The 24,652-nt window shown below is 65.0% G+C and carries 19 protein-coding genes; 10 read left to right on the forward strand and 9 right to left on the reverse strand.

Features of this window, described 5'->3' with window-relative positions; genetic code table 11:
• The first annotated feature begins 240 nt into the window (after positions 1 to 240).
• Positions 241 to 990 carry a carbonic anhydrase family protein gene (locus DB032_RS01945; protein ID WP_107798039.1) on the forward strand — a complete coding sequence of 250 codons (750 nt, stop codon included), beginning with the start codon at positions 241 to 243 and terminating at the stop codon, positions 988 to 990.
• Between the two features lie 27 nt (positions 991 to 1,017).
• On the opposite strand, the gene DB032_RS01950 is transcribed toward DB032_RS01945, so the two are convergent.
• A complete protein-coding gene (locus DB032_RS01950; RefSeq protein WP_233246638.1) occupies positions 1,018 to 1,503 on the reverse strand; it encodes a DUF523 domain-containing protein in 486 nt (161 codons plus the stop codon).
• Positions 1,500 to 2,957, reverse strand: coding sequence for a PLP-dependent aminotransferase family protein (locus DB032_RS01955; RefSeq protein ID WP_107798041.1), 1,458 nt, complete (start codon positions 2,955 to 2,957; stop codon positions 1,500 to 1,502). The genes DB032_RS01950 and DB032_RS01955 overlap by 4 nt, the downstream gene beginning before the upstream one ends.
• A 91-nt stretch (positions 2,958 to 3,048) precedes the next feature.
• On the opposite strand from DB032_RS01955, the gene DB032_RS01960 reads away from it, so the two are divergent.
• From DB032_RS01960 to DB032_RS01970, 3 genes are all read left to right on the forward strand, one after another.
• The gene (locus DB032_RS01960) at positions 3,049 to 3,432 is read left to right on the forward strand and encodes a rhodanese-like domain-containing protein (RefSeq protein ID WP_107798042.1); all 384 of its coding nucleotides are present in this window, start codon (positions 3,049 to 3,051) and stop codon (positions 3,430 to 3,432) included.
• 11 nt (positions 3,433 to 3,443) lie between these two features.
• The gene (locus tag DB032_RS01965) at positions 3,444 to 4,175 is read left to right on the forward strand and encodes a GNAT family N-acetyltransferase (RefSeq protein ID WP_227106752.1); all 732 of its coding nucleotides are present in this window, start codon (positions 3,444 to 3,446) and stop codon (positions 4,173 to 4,175) included.
• Positions 4,176 to 4,253: 78 nt separating this feature from the next.
• Positions 4,254 to 5,702, forward strand: coding sequence for a hypothetical protein (locus DB032_RS01970; RefSeq protein WP_107798043.1), 1,449 nt, complete (start codon positions 4,254 to 4,256; stop codon positions 5,700 to 5,702).
• Between the two features lie 67 nt (positions 5,703 to 5,769).
• Here DB032_RS01970 and gabD read toward each other — a convergent pair whose 3' ends face one another.
• The 6 genes from gabD to DB032_RS02000 form a co-directional block, all read right to left on the reverse strand.
• On the reverse strand, positions 5,770 to 7,230 hold the full coding sequence (gene gabD, locus DB032_RS01975; protein ID WP_107798044.1) for an NADP-dependent succinate-semialdehyde dehydrogenase: 1,461 nt from the start codon (positions 7,228 to 7,230) through the stop codon (positions 5,770 to 5,772).
• Between the two features lie 74 nt (positions 7,231 to 7,304).
• Positions 7,305 to 8,570: a 4-aminobutyrate--2-oxoglutarate transaminase gene (gene gabT, locus DB032_RS01980; protein WP_107798045.1), complete on the reverse strand. Its 1,266-nt coding sequence runs from the start codon at positions 8,568 to 8,570 to the stop codon at positions 7,305 to 7,307.
• A 426-nt stretch (positions 8,571 to 8,996) separates the two neighbouring features.
• Positions 8,997 to 10,307 (reverse strand): TolC family outer membrane protein, encoded by a 1,311-nt coding sequence (locus DB032_RS01985; protein ID WP_107798046.1) that lies wholly within the window; start codon positions 10,305 to 10,307, stop codon positions 8,997 to 8,999.
• 55 nt (positions 10,308 to 10,362) lie between these two features.
• Complete coding sequence (locus DB032_RS01990; RefSeq protein ID WP_107798047.1) at positions 10,363 to 13,416, reverse strand: efflux RND transporter permease subunit; 3,054 nt, start codon at positions 13,414 to 13,416, stop codon at positions 10,363 to 10,365.
• Between the two features lie 7 nt (positions 13,417 to 13,423).
• Complete coding sequence (locus DB032_RS01995; RefSeq protein ID WP_107798048.1) at positions 13,424 to 14,488, reverse strand: efflux RND transporter periplasmic adaptor subunit; 1,065 nt, start codon at positions 14,486 to 14,488, stop codon at positions 13,424 to 13,426.
• A gap of 1 nt (position 14,489) precedes the next feature.
• Positions 14,490 to 15,146 carry a TetR/AcrR family transcriptional regulator gene (locus DB032_RS02000; RefSeq protein ID WP_107798049.1) on the reverse strand — a complete coding sequence of 219 codons (657 nt, stop codon included), beginning with the start codon at positions 15,144 to 15,146 and terminating at the stop codon, positions 14,490 to 14,492.
• 169 nt (positions 15,147 to 15,315) lie between these two features.
• Here DB032_RS02000 and argB point away from each other — a divergent pair, with 169 nt between their 5' ends.
• Positions 15,316 to 16,197 (forward strand): acetylglutamate kinase, encoded by an 882-nt coding sequence (argB, locus tag DB032_RS02005; RefSeq protein WP_107798050.1) that lies wholly within the window; start codon positions 15,316 to 15,318, stop codon positions 16,195 to 16,197.
• A gap of 147 nt (positions 16,198 to 16,344) precedes the next feature.
• Positions 16,345 to 16,779: a CBS domain-containing protein gene (locus DB032_RS02010; RefSeq protein ID WP_048414414.1), complete on the forward strand. Its 435-nt coding sequence runs from the start codon at positions 16,345 to 16,347 to the stop codon at positions 16,777 to 16,779.
• Positions 16,780 to 16,802: 23 nt separating this feature from the next.
• On the opposite strand, the gene DB032_RS02015 is transcribed toward DB032_RS02010, so the two are convergent.
• On the reverse strand, positions 16,803 to 17,570 hold the full coding sequence (locus tag DB032_RS02015) for an IclR family transcriptional regulator (protein WP_107798051.1): 768 nt from the start codon (positions 17,568 to 17,570) through the stop codon (positions 16,803 to 16,805).
• Between the two features lie 161 nt (positions 17,571 to 17,731).
• On the opposite strand from DB032_RS02015, the gene DB032_RS02020 reads away from it, so the two are divergent.
• The 4 genes from DB032_RS02020 to DB032_RS02035 all read left to right on the forward strand — a co-directional run bounded on the left by DB032_RS02020 (position 17,732) and on the right by DB032_RS02035 (position 24,390).
• The gene (locus DB032_RS02020) at positions 17,732 to 18,919 is read left to right on the forward strand and encodes an acyl-CoA dehydrogenase (RefSeq protein ID WP_107798052.1); all 1,188 of its coding nucleotides are present in this window, start codon (positions 17,732 to 17,734) and stop codon (positions 18,917 to 18,919) included.
• Positions 18,920 to 19,030: 111 nt separating this feature from the next.
• Complete coding sequence (locus DB032_RS02025) at positions 19,031 to 20,224, forward strand: CaiB/BaiF CoA-transferase family protein (protein ID WP_107798053.1); 1,194 nt, start codon at positions 19,031 to 19,033, stop codon at positions 20,222 to 20,224.
• A gap of 60 nt (positions 20,225 to 20,284) precedes the next feature.
• Positions 20,285 to 22,669 carry a mechanosensitive ion channel domain-containing protein gene (locus DB032_RS02030; RefSeq protein ID WP_146176558.1) on the forward strand — a complete coding sequence of 795 codons (2,385 nt, stop codon included), beginning with the start codon at positions 20,285 to 20,287 and terminating at the stop codon, positions 22,667 to 22,669.
• 101 nt (positions 22,670 to 22,770) lie between these two features.
• Complete coding sequence (locus DB032_RS02035) at positions 22,771 to 24,390, forward strand: electron transfer flavoprotein-ubiquinone oxidoreductase (protein ID WP_107801615.1); 1,620 nt, start codon at positions 22,771 to 22,773, stop codon at positions 24,388 to 24,390.
• Positions 24,391 to 24,652: the final 262 nt, after the last annotated feature.

Raw genomic sequence — 24,652 nt, forward strand, 5'->3', positions numbered from 1 at the left:
CGGCGACACGGAAGCCTCCCCCAAAGGGAGGCTTTGTTGCGTCCGGACGGAGCCGCCGCTTCTCCTTATCTTCCGTTTTCCTTCTCTTTTCCTGGCTTGTTGTTGGGTACCGATGCGGCAAACGCCATACCCATGTCTTAATTGCGGGTTTGATGAACTAAGTCGACGGTGATCATCTAAATAAATAGTTACTGAATAAAATTAAAAAACTTTATACCACTGCACTAGGAAAGGACGCGAATGAGCGAGCATCTGTGTCGGGAAGGCCATTGCGGCGAAACCATCGGCCGGCGGACGGTGATGAAAACCGCGCTGGGAGCGGCGGCGCTATTTGCCATCGGCGCCAACGGGGGCGTGAACGGCGTGGCTTACGCGGCGTCTTTGAGCAAGACGCAGCGGGACGCGATGACGCCGGAGCAGGTGCTGGCGGAGATGGCCAAGGGCAATGAACGTTTCCGCACCGGCAAGCCGATGCAGCACGATTACCTGGCGCAAAAGCGTTCCAGCGCCGAGGGGCAATACCCCGCCGCGGTGGTGCTCAGTTGCATAGACTCGCGCGCGCCGGCGGAAATCGTGATGGACGCCGGCATAGGCGACACCTTCAATTCGCGGGTGGCCGGCAATGTGGTGAATGACGACTTGCTGGGCAGCATGGAGTTCGCCTGCGCGGTTGCCGGCGCCAAGGTGGTGCTGGTGATGGGGCATACCGCCTGTGGGGCGATCAAGGGGGCGATAGACCATGTGGAGCTGGGCAATCTGACCGGCTTGCTGGCGCGCATCCGCCCGGCGATTGCGCAGACCCGCTACGAGGGCGAGCGCAGCAGCAAGAACGCGGAGTTTGTCGACGCGGTGGCGCGCAGCAATGTGCTGCATACCATTGATCAGATCCGCAAGCGCAGCGATGTGCTGGCCAAGTTGGAGAAGGAGGGCCGGATCAAGATCGCCGGCGCCATGTACCATTTGAGCGGCGGCCGCCTCGAGTTTCTGTAAGCGCCGTCGATAGGGGGCCGGCGGCGTTCAGCTCGCCGGCGCTCTCAGCCGTTCCGCCATGTCTTCCTCCGAACAGACCTCGATGCCGGCCTGCCGCAATAGGCTGGCGGCCACGCCTTCCCCGTCCTTGAGCGTGCCGGAAAACTCGCCGTCGTAGATGCGGCGCGTGCCGCAGGAGGGGCTGTTGGCTTTCAACAGCGCTTGTCGGCAGCCATGGGCTTGCGCCAGACGCAGGCATGCCTGGGCGCCGCGCAGAAAGGCGGCGCTGACGTCTTCGCCTGCGGCGGTTTCCACGGTGGCCTGGCCGCGCAAGGCGGCCGCGCCGTCGCCGCCGCGCAGTTCCGCCGCCGGCCTAGGTGTGGGCAGCCCGCCCATGCATTCGGGACAGGCGGAGATCAGAGTGAAATCCCGGCGCAATCGCGCCCAGTCTCGTTCGGCCAGCGGTTTTGCCTGGCCGTCGTAGCGCACGGGCTGTCCCAGCAGGCAGGCGCTGACCAGCAAAGTCGGTTTCATTTCCATCGCGTTTCCAATAGCGCCGCCAGCTTGAGCGCGGCGGCATGAAGTTCCTGTTCCTCCACGCCTGCGTAGCCCAGCACCAGCCCGCTGCGGTCCGGCCGTCCGATGAAGTGCTTGGCCAGCGGGCGCAGCCACAGTTGCTGCCGGGCGGCGGCCTGGCTGAGTTCCTCTTCGTCGAAGCCGGCCGGCAGTTGCGCGACCAAGTGCAGGCCGGCTTCGCCTGCGGACAGCGGCAGCGCGTCACCCAAGGCGCGCTGCAGGGTGCCGCGTAGCAGTTGTTGCCGCAGTTGGTAGAGTTCGCGCATATGTTTAATGTGGCGGGCGAAATGGCCTTGTTCGATGAAATCGGCCAAGGCCGCCTGCACCTGATAATTGCCTTCCCGGTACAAGCGCGCCTGCACGCGGCGGAACGGTTCCACCAATTCTTCCGGCAGGATCAGATAGCCCAGGCCCAGCGCCGGAAACATCACTTTGCTGAAGGTGCCGAGATAAATGACGCGTTCGCTGTCGGCCAGGCCTTGCAGGGAGGCGATGGGGTGGGTGGCGTAGCGGAATTCGCTGTCGTAGTCGTCTTCGATGATCCAGCTGTCGTGCTGCTTGGCCAATTGCAGCAGCGCGAGCCGCCGCGCCAGCGACATGACGACGCCGGTCGGGTATTGGTGGGACGGCGTGATGTAAATCAGGCGCGGCGGCGCGGCCTGATGCGCGGGCGTCGGGGCCATGCCCTGAGCGTCGACCGGGATCGGGACGATGTCCAATTCCGACGCGCGCAGCGCGGCTTGCGCGCCGCTATAGCCGGGGTCCTCCACCCAGGCGGCGTCGCCGGGGTCGGCCAATAGCCGTGCGAGCAATTCCAGCCCTTGTTGCGCACCCTGGATGATGACGATTTGCTCCGGCTGGCAGCGAACCGAGCGGGATAGATACAGGTATTGGCTGAGGGAACGCTTGAGCTCGGGCAGGCCGCCGTCGTGGCGATAATGAAGATGATCCAGTTGCGGACGCTGGATATGGTGTTGCAGGCAACGCTGCCACTGGGCGTGGGGGAACTGCTTCAGTTCCGGCGTGCCGGGGGCGAAGGCGCCGGCCAGCCCGGTGGGCAGCGAGCACTGCCCGGAGACGCGTTGGCCGCGCTGAGACAGCCCCGGGTGTTGCGGAGCGCGCTGAGGCGGCGAGGCGCTGGGGCTGAACAGGGCGGCGACATAAGTGCCGGAGCCGTGGCGGCTTTCCAGATAGCCTTCGGCGGCCAGTTGTTCGTAGGCGTTGAGAATGGTGTTGCGGCCCAGCGCCAGCTCCGCCGCCAGCGCGCGGCTGGCGGGCAAGGGCGCGCCGCCGGCCAGCTGACCGGCGCGGATCAGTTCGCGCAATAAACGGTAGAGCTGGCGCGCCAAACTTTCCGCGCCCTGGCGTTGCAAGCGCTGACGCAGGAAATCGATCAACCACTCGGCGGACAAAGTGGTTCCTTCGGATTTTGCATGGTGGCACTGTTTGGGGTATGACTTGTCGCTTAGGCTAACAGCATTCCCAGAGCCGCAGGAGAAAAAAATGTTGAGTCAGCAGGATTTTTACGCCGCCAAGCTGGCGTACGAGATGGACGCGGCCGATGTCTGGAGCGCCTTGCAAGCCGGGGAGAAACTGGTCCTGATCGACGCCCGCGCGGAAGAGGCTTTCCGGAAGGAAACCCTGCCCGGCGCCGTGTCCGTGCCGCACCGGACCATGGATGAGGCGAGCACCGCGCATTTGCCCAAGGATGCGGTCCTGGTGTCGTTCTGCGACGGCATAGGCTGCAACGCGTCGACCAAGGGCGCTTTGAAGCTGGCGCGTCTCGGCTTCAATGTGCGCGAACTGCAAGGCGGCCTGGATTGGTGGGTGCGCGATGGCTACGCGACCACGGCGCGCGCCGGCGTCGCCGTGTCCTGCGCATGCTGAAAGGGGAGGCGATGTTGGAAACGGGCATGGCGCAGGCGGGCGAGGCCAACGCTCTGGGGCAAGCGGTGGGATGGCCGGTGGCCGACTGGCGCGAGGCGGCTTGGCCGCCTAAGACGGATCTGCAGGGACGCTTCTGCCGGCTGGAGCCGTTGCAGGCGGAGCGGCACGGTCCCGCTTTGTTCGCGGCGATGGGCGCGGACGCGGAAGCGCGCAACTGGACTTATCTGAGTTACGGGCCGTTTGCCGATTACGCTGACTACTACGGCTGGCTGGCCGAGCAGCAATGGCGGCGCGATCCGCATTTTTACGCGATCGTGGACGCGGTCAGCGGGGAGGCGCTGGGCGTGGCCGCCTATCTGCGCATCGATCCGGCCATGGGCTGCATCGAAGTCGGGCATCTGAATTTCTCGCCCTTGCTGCAGCGTCGGCCGGCGGCGACGGAAGCGATGTATCTGTTGATGCGCCAGGCCTTTGAGCTGGGCTACCGCCGTTATGAGTGGAAGTGCGACGCGCTGAACCTGCCTTCGCAGCGGGCGGCGCAGCGGCTGGGCTTCCGCTTCGAAGGCGTGTTCCGGCAGGCCATGGTCTACAAGGGGCGCAATCGCGACACCGCCTGGTTTTCCATCCTGGATCAGGAGTGGCCGGCCTTGCGGCAAGGCTTCGAAGCCTGGCTGTCCGCGGACAACTTCGACGCGGCGGGCGGGCAGCGCCGGACGCTGGCGCAATGGCGGGACGGGGATTGATTTTGCCGGCGGACTTCAAGCCGCCCCGCTAGGCAGGTACAATGAGTGTTTGATTTATTGAATAGATTTGCTTGCCAGATGAAATCCCTGCCGCGTAATGCCCGCATCAAGGGCGAGCCGTTCTTGCCCAACCGCTTCATTTTTGGTGATGCCGTCGACGATCAGGGCCTGGAAGGTTCCGAGTACCTGATTCACACGGAAACGCCGGCTTTTGTCTGCCGCCTGCTTGGCGACGACGACACCGACTTTCCCGGCCGCGAGCGGGAAGGCCTGGTCAGCGCCATGCTGTTCGACGAGGCGGACAATGTGACGGTCTATGTCTGCAATCTGCGCCTGCGCTTGTTCGACTTCAACTTCAGCAATGAAGACGAGATGCCGACCGTGGGCCAGTTGCAGGCGATCTGCGATGAGGCGATGCAGGCTTATCAGCGCCTGCACAAGGCCTACGCCGACCGCGAGGCCGCCGGCCCGGTGCCGCGCGAGATGCGCGCCGGCCCCACTGAGCCGCTGCCGCCGGCGGAGCGCGGCCGCGCGGTGAACCAATTGGTGGAACTGGCGCGGCGCGCGGTGGATCAGCCTATGGACCGGGCGCAGCTGGCGGGCGAGGTGCAGATGGCGCTGGCGGCCGGCGATCAGGCGGTGTTCACCGAATCGCAGTTGGCGCTGTTGTCCCAGCCGGCCGCGAGGCAGTTGCTGGTGAATTGCGCGCGCGACGCAATCGCCTTCCCCGAGGTGATGCGCAAGGACGGCGCCGTGGTGTCGTTCGAGCTGTGGGCCTTGCCGTTCGCGTTTTCACGCGCCCAGGGCGGAGTGTGGTGGCATTTCCCGCAGCTGGAGCGGCTGGAGGTGGCGCTGGCGGACGCGCTGGAGGTGCCGGAGCAGTCGATATTGTGGATTTCTCCCACCTTGTTCACGCTGGAGATGCTGAACGAGCGCGCCTGCCAGGACTTGGTGCAATTGGCGCCGGTGATGGACGCCGGCTGCGATTTCGCGCCGCTGGACCCGGACTCCTCGCGCGCCACTTACGAGGCGGCGCGCAAGACCAATGAGCCGCAATTGGTGCTGGCCTGGATTCCCTTCCTGGTGGAGCGCGGCGCTTTGCCGCCGGAGCAGGCGCGCCGTCTGGCGCGCAAGGCGCTGGACGCGGCGATGCCGCTGGTGCAGCAGGCGGTGGGCGCAGAGATGGAATACGGTGAGGCCGAGCTGTTCGCGCCGCTGCCTTGGTGGGAGGCGGTGCAGACCGGCGTGCGGGCCTGGAACCGCAAGCGCCTGGGCGTGACCGCGGCGCTGCTGGCCGCGAGCGCCGGCGGGGTGCAGGAACTGGAGGCGGTGGCGGAATACCAGCCGGAATTGCAGGGCTATGAGGTGGGCTTCCGCCTGCGCGGTCGCGAGGAGTCCGCCGCGCACGCGCCGTGGCTGGTGACGCCGGACGTGGCGCCTGAGCGCGACGAGGCCTGGCGCGATCTGGCGGAATGCCTGAAAGAGGCCGGCATCCCCTTGTCGGAGACCTTGGCCAAGTTCCACTAGGTGCAGGGCTGAAGTGGTCAAAAAAAACGGGCTGGATTTCCAGCCCGTTTCGCATTGGCGCGACGTTTTACTGGTCAATGCCGCCCAGCAGCACGTATTTGATTTCCAGATAATCCTCGATGCCGTATTTGGAGCCTTCGCGGCCCAGGCCGGATTGCTTGACGCCGCCGAAGGGCGCGGCCTCGTTGGACAGGATGCCGGTGTTGACCGCCACCATGCCGTATTCCAGACCCTCGGACACGCGGAAGATGCGGCCGATGTCGCGGGCGTAGAAGTAGCTGGCCAGGCCGAACTCGGTGTCGTTGGCCATCTGGATCGCTTCCGCCTCGCTGTGGAAGCGGAACAGCGGCGCCAGCGGGCCGAAGGTTTCCTCCTTGGCCACCTTCATCCGCGGCGTGACGTCGGTGATCACGGTCGGCTCGAAGAAGCTGTGGCCCAGCGCGTGGCGCTTGCCGCCGGCCACCAGCTTGCCGCCCTTGGCCAGCGCGTCGGCGATGTGCTCTTCCACTTTGCTCACCGCGTTCATGTCTATCATCGGGCCCTGGGTGACGCCGGCCTCCAGGCCGTTGCCCACCTTGAGCTTGGCCACCGCGGCGGCGAACTTCTCGGCGAAGGCGTCGTAGACGCCGTCCTGCACCAGCAGCCGGTTGGCGCAGACGCAGGTCTGGCCGGCGTTGCGGTATTTGGAGATGATGGCGCCTTCCACCGCGGCGTCGAGGTCGGCGTCGTCGAAGACGATGAAGGGCGCGTTGCCGCCCAGCTCCATCGACACTTTCTTGACGGTGTCCGCGCATTGGGCGATCAGCTTGCGGCCCACTTCGGTGGAGCCGGTGAAGGAGAATTTCTTCACGGTGTCGCTGCCGGTCAGCACCGCGCCGATTTCGCTGGAGCCGCCGGTCAGCACCGAGAACACGCCGGCGGGAATGCCGGCGCGCTCGGCCAGCGCCGCCAGGGCCAAGGCGGACAGCGGGGTCTGGCTGGCCGGGCGCACCACCATCGGGCAGCCGGCGGCCAGCGCCGGGGCCGCTTTGCGCGTGATCATCGCATTGGGGAAGTTCCACGGCGTGATCGCGGCGGTCACGCCTATCGGCTCCTTGTTGACCAGGATGCGTTTGTCGGCGCCGGGAGAGGGGATGGTGTCGCCGTACAGGCGCTTGGCTTCTTCGGCGTACCACTCGATATAGGACGCGCCGTAGGCGATTTCGCCCTTGGCTTCCGAGAGCGGCTTGCCCTGTTCGCAGGTGAGGATGACGGCCAGATCGTCCTGGTTCGCCATCACCAGATCGAACCAGCGGCGCAGCAGGGCGGCGCGTTCTTTCGCCGGCTTGCGCTTCCAGACGAGGAAGGCCTCGGCCGCGCCGGCCACGGCGCGCTCGGCTTCGGCCTTGCCCATCTTGGGCACGCTGGCGATGATTTCGCCGGTGGCCGGGTTGCTCACAGGGATGGTTTCGCCGTTGTCGGCGTCAAGCCAGGCGCCGTTCACATAGCACTGCTGTTTCAGCAGCGAGGGGTCTTTCAAATTCAACATGCGGCTCTCCAACGCGGAAGATGTCGGATAAGGCCCGCGCCGGGCGGCGCGGGCCTTGGACTTTGAACTGGCGCTTAAGCTTTGAGCGCGGCTTCCAGCTTGGCCAGGGCTTCTTCGAACACCGCGTCTTCTATGGTCAGCGGGAACAGGAAACGGACCACGTTGGCGTAGACGCCGCAGGTCAGCAGGATCAGGCCGGATTCCAGCGCCTTGGTCTGCACTTTCTTGGCGAAGTCCGGATCAGGCTGCGGGCTGCCGGGCTGATTGAACTCAACCGCCAGCATCGCGCCCAGTCCGCGGACTTCGGCGATCTGCGGCACCGCGCTCTTCAGGCCGTGCAGTTTTTCCTTCAGCAGCTCGCCTAGGCGGTTGGCGCGCTCCAGCAGCTTTTCTTCCGCGATGACGTCGATCACAGCCAGCGCCGCGGCCACCGCCAGCGGGTTGCCGGCATAGGTGCCGCCCAGGCCGCCGGGCGCCGGAGCGTCCATCAGCTCGGCGCGGCCGGTCAGCGCGGACAGCGGGAAGCCGCCGGCCAGCGATTTGGCCATGGTGATCAGGTCGGCCTGCACCGGGTAGTGTTCCATCGCGAACAGCTTGCCGGTGCGGGCGAAGCCGGATTGCACCTCGTCGGCGATCAGCAGGATGCCGTGTTCGTCGCAGATCTTGCGCAGCTGCACCACCCATTCGCTGGGCGCGGCGTAGAAACCGCCTTCGCCCTGCACCGGTTCGAAGATGATGGCGGCGACGCGCTTGGGATCGACATCGTATTTGAACAGTTTTTCCAGACCGTGCAGGGAGTCTTCCACGGACACGCCGTGCAGCGCGTTGGGATAGGGCGCGTGATAGACGTCGCTGGGGAAGGGGCCGAAGCCCACTTTATACGGCGCCACCTTGCCGGTCAGCGCCATGCCCAGCAGGGTGCGGCCGTGGAAGGCGCCGCCGAAGGCGATGACGCCGGCGCGGCCGGTGGCGGCGCGCGCCACTTTCACCGCGTTTTCCACCGCTTCGGCGCCGGTGGTGAACAGCGCGGTTTTCTTGGCGTGCTGGCCCGGGGTCAGCTGGTTCAGCCGTTCGGTCAGGCGGATATAGGATTCGTAGGGAACGACTTGATAGCAGGTGTGGCTGAAGCGGGACAGTTGTTCCGCCACCGCGGCCTGCACCTTGTCGTGCAGATGGCCGGTGTTCAAGACGCCGATGCCGCCGGCGAAGTCGATGTAGCGTTTGCCGTCGGTATCCCAGACTTCGGCATTCTTGGCGCGCTCGGCAAAGAAGCCGCACATGACGCCCACGCCGCGCGGGGTGGCGTCGGCCTTGCGTTGCATCAAATCCTTATTGCTCATCTGCTCTCTCCTCGACGTTGTGCGGTCGGCGCCGCATCGGACGGGCCGCCGCGAATCGGTGTCGGAACGGGGCCGGTCTGTCATGGCGCCGGTTGCCGCTCCGTGGTTTTTTGCTTTCATTATTGCTGTCTGACCATCTCAGGCATTCTATGTTCGTGTTTAGCAAAAAGCTACACATGCCCTAAAAAATTAAACACCTGTTGCGTGGACGTCAGCGGGGGAGTGCGGAAGGGATGGGGAGGCGGCGACCACGCCGGCTGGCATGGCCGCGGAGAAGGGGTCTTAGAACGTGTTTACGATCTCGCGAGCTAAGGCGAGACAAGGCGAAAACGGCTGAGAAAGCGGAATGTACACGTGGTACATGAGCATTTCGAATGCTGTTTTCAACGCCGTATCGCCAACGCGCAGCAGATCGTAAACAGGTTCTTAACGGCGGATGACGGCGTTGACCTTGCTCAGCACCTCGCTATCCAGCTGGCCGGCGGCCTGGGATAAGGACAGCCGCGCGATCAGATACTCGTACTTGGCGGTGGCCAGGCTGGTCAGCGTCGAGTAATAAGCCTGTTCGGCCTGCAGCAGATCGATATTGGTGCGGATGCCGACCTCTTTGCCCAGGCGGGTGGATTCCACCTTGCTCTTGGCCGAGATCAGCAGCTGTTCCTGGGCCCGCACCAGCGCCGCGCCGTTGGTGACGCCGAGGAAGGTGCGGCGCACGTCTTCGCGCACCTGGCGGCGGGTGGCTTCCAGCTTGTCCTTGGCGGACTCCTGCTGCGCCGCCGCCTCGCGCACTTGCGAATTGATGCCGCCGCCGGCGAACAGGGGCAGGGTGACGCCGACGCCTATGCTGCTGCCGCGGGTGTGCGGCTGCTGCATCGGGGCGCGGGTCTGAGTGTCGCTGTAGCCGGCGGTCAGGCTGATCACCGGCAGGTGGCCGCCCTTTTTCTCGGTGACGTTCTTGTCGGCGATCTCCAGCGCCTGCTCGGCGGTCTTGATGCTCAGGCTGTTGCGCAGGGCCAGCCCGATCCAGGCTTCCAGCGTGGCCGGGGTCGGCAGTTCCAGCGGCAGTTTGTCCAGCACCGGCTGGATGGTCTTGGGGTCCAGCCCGGTGACGCGGCGCAGATTGTTTTCCGCCAGCTCCAGGCTGTTGATCGCCTTGATTTCCTGGGCCACCGCGCCGTCGTAGCCGGCCTGAGCCTCGTGCGTGTCGGTGATGGTGGCGGTGCCCACTTCGAAGGCGGTCTTGGCCTGCTCCAGTTGTTGCTGGAAGGTTTTCTTGCTGGCGCTGGTGGCGGACAGGGTGTCCTTGGCCAGCAGCACGTTGAAATAGGCCTGCGAGGTGTCCAGGATCAACTGCTGTTCGGCGGCGCTGAAGCTGGTTTCCGCCTGCTGCGTCGCCAGTTTGCCTTTTTGATAGCCGGTGTATTTGCCCACGTCGAACAGCGGCTGCTGCAGATTGACGCCGTAGGTGGTGGAGTCGTAACGGCCCTGGCCGGCCGGAGCGATCGGATTGGTGTAATTGTAATTGGCGGTGGCGCCGACCTGGGGCATCAGCAGCGCGCGGCCCTGCGGCGCTTTTTCGCGGCCGGCGTCCAGGTCGGAGCGCGCGGCGGCGAAGTCGGCGTTGTAGTCGCGGGCGGCGCGCCAGGCTTCCACCAGGTCGAAAGCGTGGACCGGCAGGGCGAAGCCCAGCAGCAACAGGCTGCCCAGCAGGGGCGAGCGGAATCGGGTCTTGTTCATTGGTGTTTATTTGCTCGGTTTGTTTTGTGTGCTTGTGTGTGGCGGCAAGGCGCCGTCAGGCCGGAGGCCGCCGTATCTTGAACCATTGCGCGTACAGCGCCGGGAGGAACAGCAGGGTCAGCACCGTGGCCACCAGCAGCCCGCCCATGATGGCCACGGCCATCGGTCCCCAGAACGTGCTGCGGCTCAGCGGGATCATCGCCAGGATCGCCGCCAATGCCGTCAGCATGATAGGCCTAAAACGTCTAATTGTGGAGCCGACAATCGCATGCCAGGGATCGATGCCGTCGCGAATATCGTGCTCGATCTGATCGACTAGGATAACCGAGTTGCGCATGATCATGCCGGACAGCGCGATCACCCCCAGCATGGCGACAAAGCCGAAGGGCGCGCTGAAGGCGATCAGGGTCAGCGTCACGCCTATCATGCCCAGCGGCGCGGTCAGCAGCACCATGATGGTGCGCTGCACGCTGTGCAACTGCAACATCAGCAGGGTCACCACCACCACCAGCATCAGCGGCGCCACCGCTGCGATGGCTTTTTGCGATTTGGCGCTGGATTCCATGCTGCCGCCGGTTTCGATGTGATAGCCCAGCGGCAGCGTCCGCTCCAATTCTTGCATCTTGGGCTGCAACTGCCGGGAGATGTCCGCGCCCTGGGCACCTTCCGCCGGGTCCGCGCTCACGGTGATGGCGGGCAGGCGGTTGCGCCGCCAGATGATGCTTTCCTCAGGCTGGTATTCGATGTGTCCGATTTGCGACACCGGCACGAAGCGGCCGCTGCCGGTTTGTATCATCAAATTGCCGAGGCCGGCGACGTTCTTGCGCTCGTCCGGATTGAGCCGGGCGACGATGGCGATGGCCTGGTCGCCTTCGCGGAAGCTGGTGACGGCGGCGCCGGAAATCAGCATCTGCAATTGCTGGGACAATTGCTGCGAGGACAGGCCGAGCGCGCGCGCCTTGTCCTGATCGATGCGGATGCGCAGCGCCTTCACCTGCTCGCCCCAATTGATGTTGACCTGGCGGGTGGACGGATGCGCGCGCATCAGCGCCTCCACCTGGGCGGCGATGGCGCGCACCTTGGCGTGGTCCTCGCCCATTACCCGGAATTGCACCGCGTAGCCCACCGGCGGGCCGTTTTCCAGCCGGGTCACCCGGCCGCGGACATTGGGGAAGTCGTTGTCGAACAGCTTTTCCAGCCGTTTCTTCACGTCTTCGCGCACATGTTCGTCGCGGGTCATCAACATCAGCTGCGCGTAGTTCAGATGCTGCAGCTGCTGATCCAGCGGCAGATAGAAGCGCGGACTGCCGCTGCCCACGTAGCTGGTGACGCTGACGATGTCCGGGTCGCGCTTGAGCAGCGCTTCCAGTTTTTCCACCTCGCGCTCCGTGGCCTGATGGCTGGCGCCGCGCGGCAGCCACATGTCCACCATCAGCTCGGGCCGGTTGGAGGAGGGGAAGAATTGCTGGGCCACCAGCAATTTGAAGGCGAGCAAGGACAGCACGAAGGCGGCCAGCGTCAGTGCGATCACAGTCTTGCGCCGCTCCAGGCACCACTCCACCACCCGGCGGAAGCGCCGGTAGAACGGCTTGTCGTAGACATCGTGCGCCTCGTGGTGTTGCAGGTTTTCCGGCAGCAGCTTGTAGCCCAGATAGGGGGTGAACACCACCGCGACGATCCAGGACAGCACCAGCGCGATGCCCACCACGGCGAACAGGCTGAATACGTATTCGCCGGCGTTGGACTTGGCGATGCCCACCGGCAGGAAGGTGGCGGCGGTGATCAGGGTGCCGGTCAGCATCGGGAAGGCGGTGCTGGTGTAGGCGAAGGTGGCGGCCTGGAACTTGCTCCAGCCCTGTTCCAGTTTCAGCGCCATCATTTCCACCGCGATGATGGCGTCGTCCACCAGCAGGCCCAGCGCGATGATCAGCGATCCCAGCGAGATGCGTTGCAGGTCGATGTTGAAGAAATACATCGCCAGAAAGGTCATCGCCAGCACCAGCGGAATGGACAGCGCCACCACGATGCCGGTGCGCAGGCCCAGGCTGAAGAAGCTGACCGCCAGCACGATGACCACCGCCTCCACCAGAGAACGCATGAATTCGCTCACCGCGTTCTTGACCACCTTGGGTTGGTCCGACACCGAGTGGATCTCCAGACCCACCGGCATCTTGGACTGGATCTGCCGCATGGCCTCGTCCAGGTTTTTGCCCAGGCGCAGCACGTCGCCGCCGGCCTTCATGGTGATGGCCATGCCCAGCACCGGCTTGCCGTTGAAGCGCATGGTATTTTGCGGCGGGTCGATATAGCCGCGTTTGACCGTGGCGATGTCGCCGAGGCGGAAGGTTTTGCCGTTGACGGTGACCGGGGTGGCGGCGATGGCCTCCACGCTGGCGTAGTTGCCGGTGGGACGGACCCAGATGCGGTCGCTGGCGGTTTCGAACACACCGGACGGCGTCATCGCGTTTTGCTGTTGCAAGGCTTTCCAGATCGCGCCGGTGTCTAGGCCCAGCGAAGCCAGCTTGGCGGTGGACAGGTCCACGTAGACGCGCTGCTCCTGCACGCCCAGCAGGCTGACCTTGGCCACGTCCGGCACGCGCAGGATCTCGCGCTTGGCGTCCTCCAGGTATTGGCGCACTTCCTCGTAGCTGAAGCCGTCGCCGGCGAAGGCGTAGATATTGCCGAAGGTGTCGCCGAACTCGTCGTTGAAGAAGGGCCCCTGGATGTCGGCCGGCAGGGTGGCGCGGATATCGCCTATCTTCTTGCGCACCTGATACCAGAGCTGCTGCACGTTCTTGGGCGGCACGTCCTCGCGCACCGAAATCAGCAACAGGCTCTCGCTGGGCTTGGTATAGCTTTGGACGAAGTCGATTTCGCCCATTTCCTGCAGCTTCTCCTCCAGCTTGTTGGTGACCTGTTGTTCCATTTCCAGCGTGCCGGCGCCGGGCCAGTAGGCTTGCACCAGCATGGCCTTGAAGGTGAATTCCGGGTCTTCCTTCTGGCCCAGCTGGGTGTAAGCCCAGACGCCGGCCAACATCAGCATCACCATCAAATAGCGCACCAGCGACTGGTGGCGCAGCGCCCATTCCGACAGGTTCAGTTTTTTCATGGCCGTCTCAGCGCTCCAACAGTTTCACGGCCTGGCCGTCGCGCAGCAGATGGATGCCGGCGGTGACGATCTTGTCGCCCGCTTGCACGCCCTGGGACAAGGTGGCGGAGTCGGCGTCGACGCGGCTGACCGTCACCGCGCGGCGGGCGACTTTGCCGTTGGCGGCGATCAGCCAGACATAGTGCTTGCCCTGCTCGTCCAGCAGCGCGGTCAGCGGCAGCCGCATCTGCGCGTCGGCGGCGTCCGGCAGCGCAACGCTGGCGGTCATCCCCAGTTGCAGGCGGCTGGAATCGCCGCCGATGGCGACGCGCGCCGGATAGGTGCGGGTGGCCGGGTCGGCGTCGGCCGCCAGTTCGCGCAGCGTGCCCGTCATCGGCGCGCCGCCGTTCCACAAGCGCACCTGGAACCGCCCGGCGCGGCGCACCTTGTCCAGCGCGTTTTCCGGCACCTGGATCGCGGCTTCGCGCGGGCCGTCCTGGGACAGACGCGCCATCGGCTGGCCGGCGGCCACCACCAGGCCGGGTTCGGCGGCCATCTGGCTCAGCACGCCGTCGGCGTCCGCCACCAGGCTGGTGTAGCCGGTCTGATTGCGGCTGGCCGCCAGCTGGGCCCTGGCCTGGTCCACCTTGGCGCGGGCGGCGTTGACCGCGTTTTGCTGGCCGTCCACCTGGGACTGGCTGACGAACTGCTTGGCCAGCAGCTCGCGGTAGCGTTTCAGATTCAGCTCCTGCTGGCCGAGATCGGACTGCGCGGCGGCCAGTTGAGCTTGTTTGGCCGACAGGTCCAGCGCGTAGTCGCTGGGGTCCAGCCGCGCCAGCGTCTGGCCTTTCTTCACCCGGTCGCCGCTATTGGCCAGCTTGGCCACCACCTTGCCGGCCACGCGGAAGGCCAGATTGGTCTCGTGGCGGGCGCGGATTTCGCCGGCGTAGCTGTCGCCCTGCTGTTGGGCGGCGGCGCCGGCCACCACGTAGCGGACCGGGCGCGGCGCTTCCGGCGGCGCCTCCGGCTTGCTGCAGGCGGCGAGGGTCAGGCTGGCGATGCCCAGCCAGAGGCAATGAGCGGCAGTTTTCATGTCAATTCTCGTAGGTGGGATTCTTCAGGCCCTGCAGCACCAACTGCAGGGCTTCGCTCAGGTGCGCGCGGGAGTATTGATGCGAGTAGCCGCAGACATCGGGCACCACCTTGGCGAAGGAGTGGGCCCAGGTCATCGCCATCACCAGCGGCGCCAGCAGGGCGTCGCTGCTGCTGGCGATGGGCAGGACGCGGAATTCCCCGCTGTCCATGCCGCGGCGCAGAATGTGCTCGACCATGCGCAGACAGGGCGAGATCACTTCCGTGGTGTAGAAACGCGCCAGCTCCGGAAAATTGGTGGCTTCGGCGATGGCCAGCTTGCACAGGCCGGCGGCCGGCGTGGCGCCCACTTCGTCCCACCATTTGAGCAGTAGAATCTGCAGCAGCTCGCCCACCGGGCCGGTGTGTTGCTGCTCCAGTTCGACAAAGGCGCCGAGACGGCTGGACAGATGGTGGCGGACCATGGCCTTGAAGATTTCTTCCTTATTCTGGAAGTACAGATAGGGCGTGCCCTTGGTCACGCCGGCGGCGCGGGCGATGTCTTCCATCTTGGTGGCGCTGAAGCCTTTCTCTACGAACAGGGCCAGCGCGGCGTCCAGGATTTCGCTGGGGCGGGCGTCTTTTTTGCGTTGCCAGCGCGAGGCGGGGGCTTGGGCCATAGTGATATAGCTGAATTCTGGTTCATTAATGATGTGGACTGTATTGCATAATGCCGTTGTTCTGCAATTAATAAATCACAGTTCATTAACAAGCTTGATTAAAATGCAACAGATCAGACCATTGGGTCAGAACCGTCATCTCGCCGGCCGGCAACGGCCCGGCGCAACCATGGAGAACGCCGTGCCGACCGACGCAGCAGAAAAAGCCCTGATTCTTGCCGAAGCCCTGCCCTATATCCGCCGTTTCGCCGGCAAGACCCTGGTCATCAAGTACGGCGGCAACGCGATGACCGACGCGGCTTTGAAAGAGGGCTTCGCCAAGGACGTGGTGTTGCTCAAGCTGGTGGGCATCAACCCGGTGGTGGTGCACGGCGGCGGACCGCAGATCAACGAGCTGCTGAACCGCGTTGGCAAGCAGGGCGAGTTCATCCAGGGCATGCGCGTGACCGACTCGGACACCATGGACCTGGTGGAAATGGTGCTGGGCGGCCTGGTGAACAAGGAAATCGTGTCGCTGATCAACAAGCACGGCGGCAAGGCCGTGGGCCTGACCGGCAAGGACGGACATTTCATTCGCGCCAGCAAGATGTATTTGAAGTCCGAGACCGACGATGAGATCGACATCGGCCAGGTGGGCGAAATCTCCAGCATCGATCCGGCGCTGGTGTCCTTGCTGGACAGTCAGGACTTCATCCCGGTGGTGGCGCCTATAGGCGTTGGCGAAGATGGCGAGGCCTACAACATCAACGCGGATCTGGTGGCCGGCAAGCTGGCGGAGACCCTGGGCGCGGAAAAACTGGTGCTGATGACCAATACCCCTGGTGTGCTCGACAAGAACGGCAAGCTGTTGACCGGGCTGTCGGCGCAGCAGGTGGACGGCTTGTTCGCCGACGGCACCATACACGGCGGCATGCTGCCCAAGATCAGCTCGGCCTTGGACGCGGCGCGCAACGGCGTCAACGCGGTGCACATCATCGATGGCCGCGTGCCGCACGCGCTATTGCTGGAGATCCTGACCGACGCCGGCGTCGGCACCATGATCCGGGCTTGAGGCGGGACTCCGCCCCGGCAGGGCGCCGCGCGCTTACCGAGGCACCGCAGCCTGCGCTATAGTGGATTGGTAGGCGCTCGTCCGCGTCGCCAAGCGGCGGGCGGGGCCACGGGAACGGCCGGATTGCCGGTTTGAAAGGGGACATGCATGCAAACGGTAAGACAGTTGTTGGACAGCAAGCCAAACCGAGCCTTGGTCTACGTGAACCCGGACAGCACGGTGTTCCAGGCCTTGCAGGTGATGGCGGAAAACGACATCGGCGCGGTGCTGGTGATGGAGGAGGGCGGCATCGTCGGCATCTTCTCCGAGCGAGACTACGCGCGGCGCATCGTATTGCAGGGCCGCACCTCGGCCGGCACCAAGGTGCGCGACATCATGACCAGCCGCGTGGTCTACGTGACGCCCAGCCAGACGTTGGACGACTGCATGGGCCTGATGACGGAAAAGCGCATTCGCCACCTGCCGGTGTTGGAAGGCAGCGACGTGATGGGCATGTTGTCGATCGGCGACCTGGTGCGCGCCACCATCGAAGAGCAGGAGCAGGTGATCAACCACCTGGTCCATTACATCCAGTCCGCCTGAGCCCGGCGAACGGAGCCGCGCGCTCAGCCCAGCGGCGCCAGCCGCTGACGCAAGGCCTTCAAGGCCGGCGCGATGCGTTCGCGCATCGCGCCTTCGCTCAAGGCGAAGGCCGGGCCGCTGGCGTTCAAGGCCATCGGCGCCTGGCCGGGCACGGCCAAGTGCACGCCCACGGCCATCACATCCGGTTCGTATTCTCCGAAAGACGCTGAATAACCCTGGCGCAGATAGGCCTGGCGGGCCTCCTCCAGGCGCGCGCCTATTTCCGGCCACTCCGCGCCGTAGCGCGCGGCCAGCTGCGCTTGCAGCTTGAGCTGCTCCGCCGCCGGCAAGCCGGCGTAATAAGCGCGGCCGATGGCGGTGGTGGCCAAGGGCACCCGCGAGCCCACGGTCAATTGCACCGAGATGCGGGCCGGGCTGCGGCAGGTTTCCAGATACACCATATCGCTGCCGTCGCGCAGCGCCAGGCTGATGGACAGGCCTTGCTCCAGCGCGAACTCGCGCATCAGCGGCCCGGCGATCTGGCGGATGTCGTAGCTGGCGAGCACCGTGGAGCCCAAGGCCAGCACCGCCAGTCCCAGCCGGTAGTAGCCGCTGGCTTCGTCCTGCGCCAGATAGCCCAGGCGGGTCAGAGTGTAGCTCAAACGCGACACTGTTGATTTGGGCAGGCCGGTGCGTTTGGCCAGCTCCTGATTGGACAGCGCCAGTTCGCCGGGGCGAAACGCCGCCAGCACTTCCAGTCCGCGCGCCAGCGCGGTGACGAACAGCCTGTCCTTGTCCGTTTCCAAATCCATTGAATCCATCTTGTCTCGTGAGCCTCCGCTTGGGTTGCGCGCCGGGGGCGGGCGTCGAGTTTCGCAAAAACGCTTTACATCCGTCCAGGCGACGATTAGCCTATTCTGCAATGTGAAACCAAGTTCCGCAATGCGGAACAAGTAACGCGGAGACAGAACCTATGGCAGCCCCCTCCAGTCGCGCGCCGTTCAGCTGGGACGATCCTTTGCTTTTGGCCGAATGCCTGAGCGAAGAAGAACGCATGGTGCAGCAGAGCGCCCATGACTACTGTCAGGACAAGTTGTTTCCGCGGGTGTTGAGCGCCAACCGCGAAGAACGCTTCGACCGCGAAATCATCAACGAGATGGGCGAGCTCGGCCTGCTCGGCTGCACCATAGAAGGCTATGGCTGCGCCGGCCTCAACCACGTGGCCTACGGCCTGGTGGCGCGCGAAGTGGAGCGGGTGGATTCCGGCTACCGCTCGGCGATGAGCGTGCAGTCCAGCCTGGTGATGCATCCGATCTGGGCCTACGGCTCGGACGCGCAGAAGGATAAATACCTGCCGCGGCTGGCCAGCGGCGAATGGCTGGGCTGTTTCGGCCTGACCGAACCGGATTCCGGCTCGGACCCGGCCAGCATGAAGACGCGGGCGCGCAAAGTGGACGGCGGCTATCTGCTCAACGGCAGCAAGATGTGGATCACCAACAGCCCGCAGGCCGATGTGTTCGTGGTCTGGGCCAAGGACGACGAAGACGAAATCCGCGGCTTTGTGCTGGAGAAGGGCATGGCCGGGCTGTCCGCGCCCAAGATCCACGGCAAGTTCTCGCTGCGCGCCTCCATCACCGGCGAGATCGTGATGGACGACGTGCTGGTGCCGGAAGAGGCCATCCTGCCGGGGGTCAAGGGTTTGAAGGGGCCGTTCGGCTGCCTGAACAAGGCGCGCTACGGCATTGCCTGGGGCGCGCTGGGCGCCGCCGAATTCTGCTGGCACGCGGCGCGCCAGTACACGCTGGACCGCAAGCAGTTCGGCCGTCCGCTGGCCGCCAATCAATTGATCCAGCTGAAACTGGCCAATATGCAGACCGAGATCGCCCTGGGCCTGCACGCGGCGCTGCGCGTGGGGCGCCTGATGGACGAAGGCAAGGCCGCGCCGGAAATGATTTCGCTGATCAAGCGCAACAACTGCGGCAAGGCGCTGGACATCGCCCGGCTGTCGCGCGATATGCACGGCGGCAACGGCATCGCCGACGAATTCCACGTGATCCGCCATGTGATGAACCTGGAGGCGGTCAACACTTACGAAGGCACGCACGATGTGCATGCCTTGATTCTGGGCCGAGCCCAGACCGGTATTCAGGCGTTTGCCTGATAAGCCGGCGCGGCCGGGAGGCCGGCCGCGCCGTTATTCCTGTCTGTCCTTGGAGGCCCGGCTTGCCGGGCCGCTTTTTTTTCGATGGGCTGCATGTATCGGGAGACGCAGATGACGGGCGCGCTGGAAGGCATCAAGGTATTGGATTTGTCCAGGGTATTGGCGGGGCCGTGGACCGGCCAGTTGCTGGCCGACCTGGGCGCGGAAGTGATCAAGGTGGAGCGCCCGGGCTGCGGCGACGATACCCGGCAATGGGCGCCGCCCAGCCTGCCGGACGGCACCGCGGCCTATTTTCTGTGCGCCAACCGCGGCAAGAAATCGCTGACCGTGGACATCGCCAAGCCGGAGGGGCAGGAGATCGTCCGCCGGCTGGCCGTCGACGCCGACGTGCTGATTGAAAACTACAAGGTGGGCGGGCTGGCCAAGTACGGGCTGGACTACGCCAGCCTGGCCGAACTCAACCCGCGGCTGGTGTATTGCTCGGTGACCGGCTTCGGCCAGGACGGGCCGTACGCGCAGATGGCCGGCTACGACTACATCGTGCAGGGCATGTCCGGCCTGATGAGCATCACCGGCCCGGCCGACGGAGAGCCGCACAAGGTGGGCGTGGCGGTCACCGATCTGTTCACCGGGCTCTACGCCGCCAACGCGATCCAGGCCGCGCTGTGGGCGCGGCAAGGCAGCGGGCGCGGCCAGCATATCGATATGGCCTTGTTCGACTGCGCGCTGGCGATGCTGGCCAACGTCAATATGAATTGGCTGGTGGGCGGCGCGGTGCCGCCGCGCCTGGGCAACGCCCATCCCAATATCGTGCCCTACCAAGTATTCAAGTGCGCCGGCGACGGCCACTTCATCCTGGCCTGCGGCAACGACCGCCAGTTCCGCTCGGTGTGCGAGCTGATAGGCCGGCCGGAACTGGCCGACGACGCCCGTTTCGCCAGCAATCCGCAGCGCGTCGCGCACCGGGACGAGCTGGTGCCCTTGCTGGCTGCCGGCTTTCTGGCTCAGCCGCGCGACGCCTGGTTGGCGCGGCTGGATCAGGCCGGCGTGCCCTGCGGACCGATCAATACCGTGGACGAGGCCTTCGCCGATCCGCAAATCCGGCATCGTCAGATGCAGATCGAACTGCCGGGCCTGGACGGCCAGGCCGTGCCCCTGGTGGCCTGCCCGATCAAACTGTCGGACACGCCGCCGCAATATCGCGAGGCGCCGCCCCGGCTGGGCCAGCACACCGACGCCTTGCTGGAGAAGGCTGGCTACGGCGCCGAGGACATTGCCCGCCTGCGCGGGGCGGGCGTGATCTGAGGCGAGGCAATGCCTTTGGCATGGTTTGGGCCTGGGTGCCGCGCGCGGATTCGTGCGAAAATGCGCCGTCGAGTTGCCGCCGGCGGTCTGCGCCGGGGCAAGGTCCACCGCTTGTTCAATGAAATGCCTAGCGTGAAGAGCCGCTTCTTTGCCGTCTGTTGCCTGTTTGCCGGGCTCTTGTCCTGCGCCGGGGCTTACGCCGCCTTGCCGGCCGCGTCCAGACCCGCGGCCAAGCCGGCGGCTTCGGCGCCCGCGGTCAGCGTGGCGGACAAGCTGTCCGAGGCGCAGCAGGCGCTGGATCAATTGGAAACCATCAAGCTGGACAAGTTGCCGGCCGGCGTCACCCCGGGCGAGTTGTTGTTTCGCCGCGCCTTGCTGGAACGCTTGGTGGCGTCTTACGCCTGGCAGCTGGATCTTGCGGGGGAACGCGATCAGAGGCTGAGGCAGCAAGCCGAGGCCGAAGAGGCCTTGCGGAGCTGGAGCGGCTTTGCGCAAGCCGGCCCCTATCCGGTGTCCTTGGTGGAGGGCTTGCGCAGTCGCCTGCAGACCGGCGGCTGGGAAAAGGATACCCAGCAGGCGCAGCAACTGATGTTGTCGCAGATGCAGGAGGCGATGCGCAACAGCCTCAAGCTCAACGAGGTGAGTCTGCGCCAGGCGCGGGAGCAGTTGGAAGGGGCCGCGGCCGGCGAGGCCGAGGCGCTGCGCTGGCGGATGGACGGCGCGCGCTGGCGCCGCGACATCAGCGCGTCGGAATTGCTGCAGTTCGACGCCTTGGGGCAGGTGCTGCGCATCCGTCAGCAGACCTTGCAGGCGCAGTTGGACTTGTGGCGGAAGCAACTGGACGGCGTCGGCAAACAGGTCCGTTTCCAGCCGGCGGAGCTGGACGGGGTGCAACGGCGCTTGGGAGAGGAACGCCTGCGCCTGGAGCGGGAGATGAGCGCGCACGAGCAGCGCCGCCGCCGGGTCAAGGCCGAGCTGGAGGAACTGGAGCGGCAGTTGGCGGCCTTGAAGCAGAAAAAGGACGCGCCGGCGCAGGCCGCGCTGTTACAGGATTTGACCCAGCGCACAGTCGAGCAGCGCCAGGCTCTGGACAATAGCGACCTCGCGGTGCAGCTGATGCGCATCCGTCAGGAGGCGAACTCGCAGGAGGGCGGCATCTGGGAGTACCGCTACCAGTTGTACGCCGGCAAGGCGGCCAATCTGGCCGAGGTGGCCAGCGCCAGCCGTCAGGCCGGCGAGGAATTGGGCGCGGTGCGCGATTACTTGCAAAAAGAGGCGGAGCTGACCATGGCCAAGATGGCGGACGTGCAGCATGAAGTCGGCCTGGACCGCGGCGGCGGCCACGCGCTGGCGATGCTGCAACTGCTGCGCCAGCGGCTGGACATCGTCAACGCCGCCCAACAGCCGGTGCAGGCGGCCTTGACCGGCATTCTGCTGTTGCAGCAGGAGTTCGACGTCGGCGCGCCGGCGGAGGGCACGCCGCAGGAGGTGTCCCGCCGGCTGAGCGAGCGCGTGTTGCAGGCGGCGCGGGCGCTGTGGAATTATGAACTGTTCAGCGCCGACGACAGCGTGGAGATCAACGGCCAGAAAGTGCAGGCCACCCGCAGCGTGACCATAGGCAAGAGTCTGGGCGCCATCCTGGTGCTGCTGATAGGCTACGCCGCCAGCACTGCGCTGCTGCGCGCTTTGCGGCGCTTGGCCACGCATAGGCTGGGTTTCAGCGAGGCCGCCGCCAATATCTGGTGGCGCTGGAGTTATGTCTGCGTGATCGCCCTGCTGGTGGTGTTCGCGCTCAATCTGGTCAAGATTCCGCTGACGGTGTTCGCCTTCCTGGGCGGCGCCTTGGCGATCGGCATCGGCTTCGGCACTCAGAACCTGCTGAAGAACCTGATCAGCGGCGTGATGCTCTTGGTGGAGCGGCCGCTGAAAGTGGGCGACTTCGTCCAGGTCGGCGGCATCAGCGGCACCGTCAGCAGCATAGGGCTGCGTTCTTCGGTGGTGCGCGCAGGCGACGGCATCGAGACGCTGATCCCCAACTCCACCTTTGTGGAGAGCGCGGTGACCAACTGGACTTACAGCAACCGGCGGATTCGCCGGAAAATCGCCATCGGCGTGGCTTACGGCAGCCCGCCGCGCGAGGTGTGCAATCTATTGCTGGCGGAGGCGGAGCGTCACGGCCTGGTGCTCAAGGAGCCGCCGCCGCGGGTGTTGTTCAGCAACTTCGGCGCCGACGCGCTGGAGTTCGAGCTGGAGTACTGGCTGGACATCGGCGACGCCGATTCCGTGCTGGTGGCCAGCGATCTGCGTCACATGATAGACGGCGCGCTGGCCAAGGCCGGCATCGAGCTGCCCTTCCCGCAGCGCGATGTGCATTTGCAACAGGGTGAGCCTTTACAGATTGAAGTCAGACGGGCGGCCGGCGGTCGGGCGTCTGACAGTTTTTAAACGGTTGTTTGATTTTTGATCGCGCGCCATGCAACATGCATGCGGTAGCGGGGCTTTTGAACCCGGCGCGCGATTAAGGAGATGCAGTGGAACGCGATTACATGGAATACGATGTGGTGATCGTCGGCGGCGGCCCCTCCGGGCTGACCGCGGCGATTCGCCTGAAGCAGCTGGCGGCGGAGCAGGGCCGGGAGATCAGCGTCTGTCTATTGGAGAAGGGCTCGGAAATCGGCGCCCACATCCTGTCCGGCGCGGTGATCGAACCGCGGGTGCTCAATGAGCTGATCCCGGACTGGAAGGAAAAAGGCGCGCCGCTGAACACCGAGGCCAAGTCCGACCGTTTCCTGTTGTTGACCGAAACCGAATCCATTCAGCTGCCGACGCCGCCGCAGATGCACAATCACGGCAACTACATCGTCAGCCTCGGCAATTTCTGTCGCTGGCTCGGCCAGCAGGCCGAGGAACTGGGCGTGGAGATCTACCCCGGCTTCGCCGCCGCCGAAGTGCTCTATCACGAGGACGGCTCGGTCAAGGGCGTGGCCACCGGCGACATGGGCATCGGCAAGGACGGCGAGAAAACCGACGCCTGGCAACCTGGCATGGAGCTGTGGGCCAAGCAGACCATCTTCGCCGAAGGCTGTAGGGGCTCCTTGACCAAGACGCTGTTCGAGCGCTTCCGCCTGCACGACGGCGCCGATCCGCAAACCTACGGCATCGGCATCAAGGAATTGTGGGAGGTGCGGCCGGAACTGCATCAGCCGGGCAGCATCACCCATACCGTGGGCTGGCCGGTTGACACCGCCACCTACGGCGGCTCCTTCATGTACCACCTGGACAATAATCAGGTGGTGGTCGGCTTCGTCATCGGCCTGGATTACCAGAACCCCTATCTGTCGCCGTTCGAGGAATTCCAGCGCTTCAAGACCCATCCGGCCATCCGCAAGGTGTTCGAAGGCGGCCGCCGGCTGTCTTACGGCGCGCGCGCGCTGACCGAGGGCGGCCTGCAAAGCCTGCCGCGGCTGACCTTCCCCGGCGGCCTGCTGGTGGGCGACACCGCCGGCTTCCTCAACGTGCCCAAGATCAAGGGCACCCATACCGCGATGCAGTCGGCGATGCTGGCGGCGGAAGCGGTGTTCGAACTGCTGGGCCAGGAGCAGCCGGCGCGCGAAGCCACCGCCTACAGCCAGAAATTCAAGCAAAGCTGGCTGCACGAGGAACTGCACCGGGTGCGCAATATCCGGCCCTCGTTCCGCTGGGGTCTGTGGCCGGCGATGATTTATTCGGCGCTGGACACCTTTTTGTTCCGCGGCAAGGCGCCGTGGACGCTGCGCCACCACCAGGCCGACCATCAGAGCCTGAAGCCGGCCGACGAGTGCGCGCCCATCGCCTATCCCAAGCCGGACGGGGTGTTGACCTTCGACCGCCTGTCCTCGGTGTTCATTTCCAACACCAATCACGGCGAAGACCAGCCGCCGCACCTGAAGCTGAAGGACGCCAGCGTGCCGGTGCAGTTCAATCTGGCCAAGTACGACGCGCCGGAACAACGCTACTGCCCGGCCGGGGTGTATGAGATCGTCGGCCGCGAAGAGGGCGAGCCGCGCTTGCAGATCAACGCGCAGAACTGCGTGCACTGCAAGACCTGCGACATCAAGGACCCGACCCAGAACATCGTCTGGACCGTGCCTGAGGGCGGCGGCGGCCCCAACTATCCCAATATGTAAGCGGGATGGTCTGGCGAAACCCCGGAGCATGCTCCGGGGTTTTTCTTGACAAGCCGGGCCTATTGTTGGCAGCATGCACGACATGACCCAATCTTTCGCCTTCTTCAACAGCTATTTTTATTGGTACCGCACACCGGCGGCGCCAAGGGATGGCTGTGGACTGAAAGATTGACCCAGCACTAGTAAAGATTCCCGATAAATGCCGCCGCGCTACCGGCGGCATTTGTTTTTCCTCCCCGAAATACATGACCTCCGGAAGTCA

Source organism: Chromobacterium sp. Panama, from assembly GCF_003052555.1.
Taxonomy (GTDB): domain Bacteria; phylum Pseudomonadota; class Gammaproteobacteria; order Burkholderiales; family Chromobacteriaceae; genus Chromobacterium.